A 6,682-nucleotide genomic window follows, 5' to 3' on the forward strand; every position below is an offset into this window, starting at 1 on the left:
TTCCTCCGGTTCCTCGACCGGTCTATGAGTGGCCGCGGGTTTGTGAGTGGCGACCGGATGATGGGTGGCGACCGGATGATGGGTGGCGGCGGGTTAGGCGCGAACCCGCTTGGCGCTCGGTTCGACGCGTACCCGGCCACGCTGTGTCTCGGTCATACCTTCCGACGGTACGCCCGTGGGTAAACCGCTGTCGGGGAGCGGGTTTCGCGTATCGGCGGCAGCCCGGGAAACCGGGGCCCGACCGGCGATTTTCCCCGCCTGACCAGGCCCGATATGGTGTTCGAGCAACACTCGAGCAACGCAAGAAGGTGGCGGTCAGATGTCGGAACCCGACAGTGTCCTGAAGCCGGAACCCGGCAGCGTCCTGAAGCCGGAACCCGGCAGCGTCCTGAAGCCGGAACCCGGCAGTGCCCAGCTGACGGAACCGGGCGGCGACGGACAGCCGGGACTGCGTGCCGGACTCCGGCGCCGGCACATGACGATGATCGCCATCGGCGGCGCGATCGGCGCGGGCCTGTTCGTGGGCAGCGGCTCGGTCATCGAGACCGCCGGACCCGCCGCCATCCTGTCCTACGCGGGCGCCGGACTCGTCGTGCTGTGCGTGCTGCGGGCGCTCGGCGAAATGGTGGTGGCCCGCCCAGTCGCCGGATCCATGGGCGAGTACGCGCGGATGGCCATGGGACCGTTCGCCGGATTCACCGTCGGCTGGCTGTACTGGTACCTCTACGTCATCCTGGTCGGGGCCGAGGCGGTGGCCGGCGCCGCCATTCTCGGCAACTGGATCGATCTCGACCAGTGGATCCTGTCCGCCGGGCTGCTGGTCGTCATGACCGCGGTCAACCTGGTGTCGGTCAAGTCGTTCGGCGAGTTCGAGTTCTGGTTCGCCTCCATCAAGGTGGTGGCGATCGTGGCCTTCCTCGCCATCGGACTGGCCTGGGTGTTCGGGCTGTGGCCGGGTTCGGACGCGGGCTTCGCCAACCTGACCCGGCACGGCGGCTTCGCGCCCAACGGGATCGGCGGCGTCTTCTCCGCCATCGTGGTGGTGATGTTCGCGTTCGGCGGTACGGAGATCGTGACGGTGGCGGCCGCGGAATCCAAGGAACCGGGCCCGGCGGTGGCCCGCGCCACCAACAATGTGCTGTGGCGGGTCGGCCTGTTCTACGTGGCCTCGATCTTCCTGGTGGTGACCATCCTGCCGTGGAACGACGCCAAGGTGCTGACGAGCCCGTTCGTGAGCGCACTCGAGCACATCGGGATTCCGGCCGCCGGCACCATCATGCAGGTCGTCATCCTGACCGCGGTGCTGTCGGTGCTGAACTCGGCCATCTACGTCTCCTCCCGGATGCTCTACGTCCTCACCCGCGACGGCGACGCGCCCGCCTCCCTGGTGAAGCTCAACAAGCGCGGCGTCCCCGCCCGGGCCGTCCTGCTCGGCACCGTCGCCGCCTGGGGCGCGGTCATCGCCTCCTACGTCTCACCCGACAAGGTCTTCACCTTCCTGGTGAACTCCATCGGCGTCGTCCTGGCCTTCGTCTATGTGGCGATCATGTTCTCCCAGTTGCGACTTCGCGCCCGCCTCCGCCGCGAAGACCCCTCCGCCCTCACCTACCGCATGTGGGGCTACCCCTACATCAGCTGGGCCGTCATCATCGCCCTCTTCGCTGTCTTCGTAGCCATGGCCCGCAACCCTGACCAGCGCAACCAGCTCATCGCCTCCACCATCAGCCTCCTGGCAGTCATGGCGATCTACCCCCTGCGCGCCAAATTCGGCCGCAAGAAGCCGGTCCGTGATGTCGAGGTCCTCCACCACTGACCCGAATCCAGTGCGCCGCACCGATTCTCGCAACGAATCGGGCGATTCCGGTCGAGATAGCCGGTTCTCGAACATGCATTCGGGAACCGGCTTTACCGTCCCACTCATGGTCAGCTCGAAACACGAAGCGATGCACAGGATTTTCCGCGCTCTGATCTTCGCCGAACTCACCGAACTCGGGTTGGGCAACAGCCCGGATCCGTGCATCGCGGCCGGTGATGTCCCGCTCGCGACCCTGTCCGCCATCACTCACGCCAACGACGCCAGTATCGCGGTCCGATACTGAAAGCGCTGGCCACTGCGCTACAGAGCATCGATGAAGATGCCGCACAGACATGGAGGCAGTTGATGACCGTGGATCTCTCGTTCTTCCGCTCCGAGACTTCCCAGCGGCTCCGTGCCGAAGGCCGGGTCGAAGGCCGGGTCGAAGGCCGGGTCGAAGGCCGGGTCCAGACCCTCGTCGACGCGATACTCCGCAGCCTGCGTGCGCGCGGCATCGAGGTGTCGCAGGAGGCTCGGCAGCGCATCGAATCGTGCAGTGAGCTGGATACTCTCGATGCCTGGTTCGATCGCTCGCTCACCGCGAGCTCGATAACCGAGATCCTCGGCAAGGAGGGATAGCTCCCGAGCCCGGTGCCTACTGCGTGGGTTTGACGACGACGGCGGTGCCGTAGGCGGCGACCTCGCTCATGGTGTTGGCGATCTCGTTGCAGTCGAAGCGCATGGCGATCACGGCGTTCGCGCCATAGGCCATGGCATGTTGGCACATTCGCATGATGGCCTCGTGCCGCGACTGGTACAGCAGCTGTGTGTACTCGTGGATCTCGCCGCCGCCCAGGGCGCGGAATCCGGCCGCGAAGTTGGCGCCCAGGCCGCGGCTGCGGACGGTCAGCCCTGCGACCTCGCCGATCACCTTGACGATTTCCTGGCCCGGGACATCGTTCATGGTGGAGACCAGGATCGGGAACTGCGGGCCCGGCTGCTGCTGCGGTTGCGGCTGGCCCTGCTGCGGGTAGGGGGCCTGGCCCTGCGGGGGATACGGCTGCTGGCCTTGCTGCGGGTACTGCTGCTGGTACGGCTGTTGCGGTGGCATCGGTTGGTTCATGAGCGGGATCGTACGGGGTGGACCCGAACGCGGACCGAACCGGAATGGCGCGGCCCGCATCGGGTTTGCCCGGGGTCAGGCGGTGAATACCGGGGCGTTGCGGCGGGCGAATTCGGCGAAGGTGGTGGGGGTGACGCCGAAGCGTTCGTGGGTGGACACGTCGATGTGAGCTTCGGGGGATCCGGCGCGGCCGGCGTAGAGCTCGTCGAGCAGGTCGATGACCGGGCCGGGTAGACCCTGCTCGGCGTGCAGCTCGCGTTTGCGCCGGCGGGTCACGAGTTCGTAGGTGAACGTGGTTCCCGTTGCGGCGGAAAGCCGTTCGACGATCTCGGTGGAGGTGAGGGCCTCGGGGCCGGTCATGTCGAACGCCTGGCCTTCGATGCCCTCGGTTCGCATCATGGCGACGCAGACTTCGGCGATGTCCTGGATGTCGACCGGGGCCAGTCTGCTCGCACCGATCGGCATGACCAGCGCGTGGCGGGCGCTGTCGACTCCGGTCAGCGCCTCCGGCAGGTAGTTCTGCATGAACTGGCTGGGGCGCAGATGCGTCCATTCGAGGCCGGAAGCCTCCAGATAGGCCTCGATCTCCAAATGCCAGCGGGTGCCGCGAAAAGCCGTGAGATCGAAGGTGGTTCCGGATTCCTTGCCACCGAACTTCACGATGTGCCGCACCCCGAATTGTTTGGCGGCGTCGATGAATCGGCACTGGGTTTCCAGCATGCGGTCGCGCGGGGAGGAGATCATCAGCGCCCGGTCGACGTCCTCCATGGCGGGTCCGAGAGTGTCGGCGTGCAGCATGTCGCCGACCACGACCTCTACTGTCGGTTCCGCCGCGGCGAGCTGCACGGCCTTGGCGGGGTCGCGCACCAGTACGCGAACCGGGACCTGCTGTTTCACGAACTCGCGCAGGACGATGGAACCGGCCGCGCCGGTTACTCCGGTGAGCAGGAACATGGGTCTACCTCACTTCTGGATGAATGCGGATGCGAAGGTGTGCAGGGTGTTCGGGTCGAGGGCATTGCCGAAGCCGACGACGAGTTCGTCCACTCCGGCCTTCTCGTAGGCGGTGAGCCGTTCGGCGATGGTGTCGAGGGTGCCGATCAGGCCGTAGTCGGCGAGGTCGCCGGGGAATACCAGCGGCGCCCACGGCGGTACGGCCGCTCGCGCCTGCTCGTCGGTGTCGGCGATGATGCAGTACGACGTCGAAGTCTTTGTGATGGAAGAGAATTCGCGTCCGACAGCGGCGCAGTGCCCGGCCAGGATCTCGAATTTGCGGGCCACCGCATCCGGCGGCTCCTGTACGTTGCACAGGTCGGCATAACGGGCGACCAACCGCAGGGTCACCTTCTCACCGCCGCCCGCGACCATCAGCGGAATGTGCGGATGTTGCACTCCCGCAGGCTGATTCACGACACCGTCGGCGCGGTAATAGTCGCCGTCGAAGGTGGTGGAGGGTTCGGTCCACATCGAGGCGATGATCCGCAGCGCCTCCTCCAACCGCCGCAACCGTTCGGGAGCGGCCGGATAGTCGTAGCCGAAGGCCTGATACTCCTGCTCGTACCAGCCCGCGCCGATGCCGAAAGTGGAGCGGCCGCCGGAGATGACGTCCAGGGTCGAGGCCATCTTCGCGAGCAGCGCCGGATTGCGGTAGCCGTTGCCGGTCACCATTTGCCCGAGCCGGATGGTCCGGGTCTCGCGGGCCAGCGCGGACAGTGTCGTCCAGACCTCGAAGACATAGGCCCCGGGTGGTCCGAAGGGCATGAAGTGGTCCGGGGCCCACAGGGTGTGGAACCCGCAGTCGTCGGCGGCGACCGCGAGTTCACGCATGGCTTCGAAGGCGGCGGTCGGGTCGCTGTAACCGGCGAATTCCTGGGTGGTGCCGGTCGGTAGGTACAGGCTGAGTTTCACGACGAGGATTCCTTTCGTGCGGTGGTCGGGATAGAGACCACGCCGGCCCGCGAAAGGAATCGCCGCCCTCAGTGCCCCGGATCGACCTCGGGAAACCCGAAGTGGCGCGCCATGCCCGGGTCGATGAAGGCGGTCACGTGGGTGACGTGCCGGTCGTCGACGGCCAGCACCACCACGCCGAACGCGGTGAGCGCCGGGTCCGCGTGCTCGCCCCGGTAGGCGACCATCGCGGGCTGCCCGTTCGCGATCACCGGATACAGCCGGTACTCCCCGGATCGAGCCCAGATCAGCAGCCGCTCGATGCAGTGCGTCTTGCCCGCCAGCCAGCGGCCCGTCGCGGTGGATTCGAGAATGGCGTCGTCGCGCAGCAGCTCGGTGAGCCCGGCCACGTCCGCGTTCTCGAACGCGGCGATATAGCGCTCCAGCAGGGCCCGCGCGTGCGGGGAATCCGGTTCGATCACTGCGTCCGCTCGTGGGGACACCTCGTCGAGTTTGGCGCGGGCGCGCTGTAGTGCGCTCTTGGTCGCCGCGAGACTCATGCCGAGCATGTCGGCGACCTCCGCGGCCGGGTAGGCCAGCACCTCCCGCAGGATGAACACGGCCCGCTGCCGTGGCGGCAGATGCTGCAGACTCGCCACCAGCGCCAGCCGCAGACTCGACCGACCGGCGACGATCTCGGCGGGGTCCGTATCCGGCCAGCGGTCGGGGAACGGTTCCAGCCACAGCTGTTCGAGTCTGGGCCCGGATCCCGCCGCGGCGGGCCCCAATCCGGATGGCAGTACCCGGCGCTGCTTGTTCGTGACCGCGGTCAGGCACAGGTTGGTGGCGATCCGATACAGCCAGTTCCGCGTCGACGCCCGCCCCTCGAACGCCTCCCAACCCCGCCAGGCCCGCAGGTACGTGTCCTGTACCAGGTCCTCGGCCTCGTGCACCGAGCCGACCATTCGATAGCAGTGCGCGATCAGCTCACCGCGATACGCCTCGGCGGCGCGCAGGAATTCTTCGCGATCGAGATCACCGGAAACGGTCGACGGCATGGCAGCTCCCCGGGACGTAGCGATGTCGATATTCAGACGACCCGGATGGTCGAAAGTAATCGCCAGCGGTGGCGACGTGCGGATATGTGAACGGACCGCACCCCCGGTGGGATGCGGTCCGCTGTGTGGACGGATCAGTCCTCGCCGAAGGTGATGGCCTGCGCCTCCGCCTGGCTGTGGGGCGCGGGGGCGTGGTCGTCCATGTGGGCCAGCAGCTTTCGACCCGAGAAGAGAACGGCGACCGCGGCGGCGGTGCAGGCGGCGCCGACCCAGAAGGGGAGGGAGGCCTGGTGTTCGCCGAGTTTGCCTGCCAGGTAGGGGGCGGCGGCGCCGCCGGCGAACCGGACGAAGCTGTAGGCGGCCGAGGCGGTGGAGCGTTCGACGGGGGCGGCCTCCATGACGGCCTCGGTGATCAGGGTGTTGTTCACGCCGAGGAACAGGCCCGCCAGGACGGTGCCGATGATGAGGACCGGCTTGTGGTCGGTGAACATGGCCATCACCGCGAGATCCGCCGCGAACAGGGCCAGGGCGAGGGCCATCATGGGGACGGTTCCGAAGGCGCGCTGCAGTTTCGGGGCGAAGACCACCGAGGACAGGGCGAGCAGCAGGCCCCAGCCGAAGAAGATGAACCCGATCGAATAGGTGCCCATGTTCAGCGGGAACGGGGTGTAGGCGAGCAGGGTGAAGAAGCCGTAGTTGTAGAGCAGCGCGGTCACGCTCACCAGCAGCAGGCCCGGATAGGTAAGAGCCTTGAACGGCGCGACTCCGCCCTGAAGGTGGGTGGCGTCCGAGAATCCGGCGTTCTTGAGCGCCGCGAGC

Annotated in this window: 8 protein-coding genes; 3 read left to right on the top strand and 5 right to left on the bottom strand. The window is 67.2% G+C overall.

Annotated elements, in window-relative coordinates:
* Positions 1-319: 319 nt before the first annotated feature.
* The 3 genes from ABZ909_RS43205 (at position 320) to ABZ909_RS43215 (ending at position 2,434) form a co-directional block, all read left to right on the top strand.
* Positions 320-1,813: an amino acid permease gene (locus tag ABZ909_RS43205; protein ID WP_357012229.1), complete on the top strand. Its 1,494-nt coding sequence runs from the start codon at positions 320-322 to the stop codon at positions 1,811-1,813.
* Positions 1,814-1,919: 106 nt separating this feature from the next.
* Entirely contained in the window at positions 1,920-2,099 is a 180-nt protein-coding gene (locus ABZ909_RS43210) for a hypothetical protein (RefSeq protein ID WP_357012232.1), read from the top strand.
* A gap of 62 nt (positions 2,100-2,161) precedes the next feature.
* Entirely contained in the window at positions 2,162-2,434 is a 273-nt protein-coding gene (locus tag ABZ909_RS43215) for a hypothetical protein (protein WP_357012235.1), read from the top strand.
* Positions 2,435-2,450: 16 nt separating this feature from the next.
* Here ABZ909_RS43215 and ABZ909_RS43220 read toward each other — a convergent pair whose 3' ends face one another.
* From ABZ909_RS43220 to ABZ909_RS43240, 5 genes are all read right to left on the bottom strand, one after another.
* Positions 2,451-2,774: a heavy metal-binding domain-containing protein gene (locus ABZ909_RS43220; protein ID WP_357012247.1), complete on the bottom strand. Its 324-nt coding sequence runs from the start codon at positions 2,772-2,774 to the stop codon at positions 2,451-2,453.
* Between the two features lie 219 nt (positions 2,775-2,993).
* Complete coding sequence (locus tag ABZ909_RS43225; RefSeq protein ID WP_357012237.1) at positions 2,994-3,872, bottom strand: NmrA family NAD(P)-binding protein; 879 nt, start codon at positions 3,870-3,872, stop codon at positions 2,994-2,996.
* 9 nt (positions 3,873-3,881) lie between these two features.
* Entirely contained in the window at positions 3,882-4,826 is a 945-nt protein-coding gene (locus ABZ909_RS43230; protein ID WP_357012240.1) for an LLM class F420-dependent oxidoreductase, read from the bottom strand.
* Between the two features lie 68 nt (positions 4,827-4,894).
* Positions 4,895-5,863, bottom strand: a complete 969-nt coding sequence (locus tag ABZ909_RS43235) for an RNA polymerase subunit sigma-70 (RefSeq protein WP_357012242.1) — start codon at positions 5,861-5,863, stop codon at positions 4,895-4,897.
* Positions 5,864-5,997: 134 nt separating this feature from the next.
* Positions 5,998-6,682: MFS transporter (locus tag ABZ909_RS43240; protein ID WP_357012245.1), on the bottom strand; the 685-nt coding region annotated here is incomplete at its 5' end.

The organism is Nocardia sp. NPDC046763 (assembly GCF_040645495.1).
Taxonomy (GTDB): domain Bacteria; phylum Actinomycetota; class Actinomycetes; order Mycobacteriales; family Mycobacteriaceae; genus Nocardia.

Bases quoted from the DNA above. Each gene is read 5' to 3' on its own strand.
- ABZ909_RS43205 (WP_357012229.1), top strand. From the start codon at position 320: ATGTCGGAACCCGACAGTGTCCTGAAGCCGGAACCCGGCAGCGTCCTG.
- ABZ909_RS43210 (WP_357012232.1), top strand. From the start codon at position 1,920: ATGGTCAGCTCGAAACACGAAGCGATGCACAGGATTTTCCGCGCTCTG.
- ABZ909_RS43215 (WP_357012235.1), top strand. From the start codon at position 2,162: ATGACCGTGGATCTCTCGTTCTTCCGCTCCGAGACTTCCCAGCGGCTC.
- ABZ909_RS43225 (WP_357012237.1), bottom strand. From the start codon at position 3,872: ATGTTCCTGCTCACCGGAGTAACCGGCGCGGCCGGTTCCATCGTCCTG.
- ABZ909_RS43235 (WP_357012242.1), bottom strand. From the start codon at position 5,863: ATGCCGTCGACCGTTTCCGGTGATCTCGATCGCGAAGAATTCCTGCGC.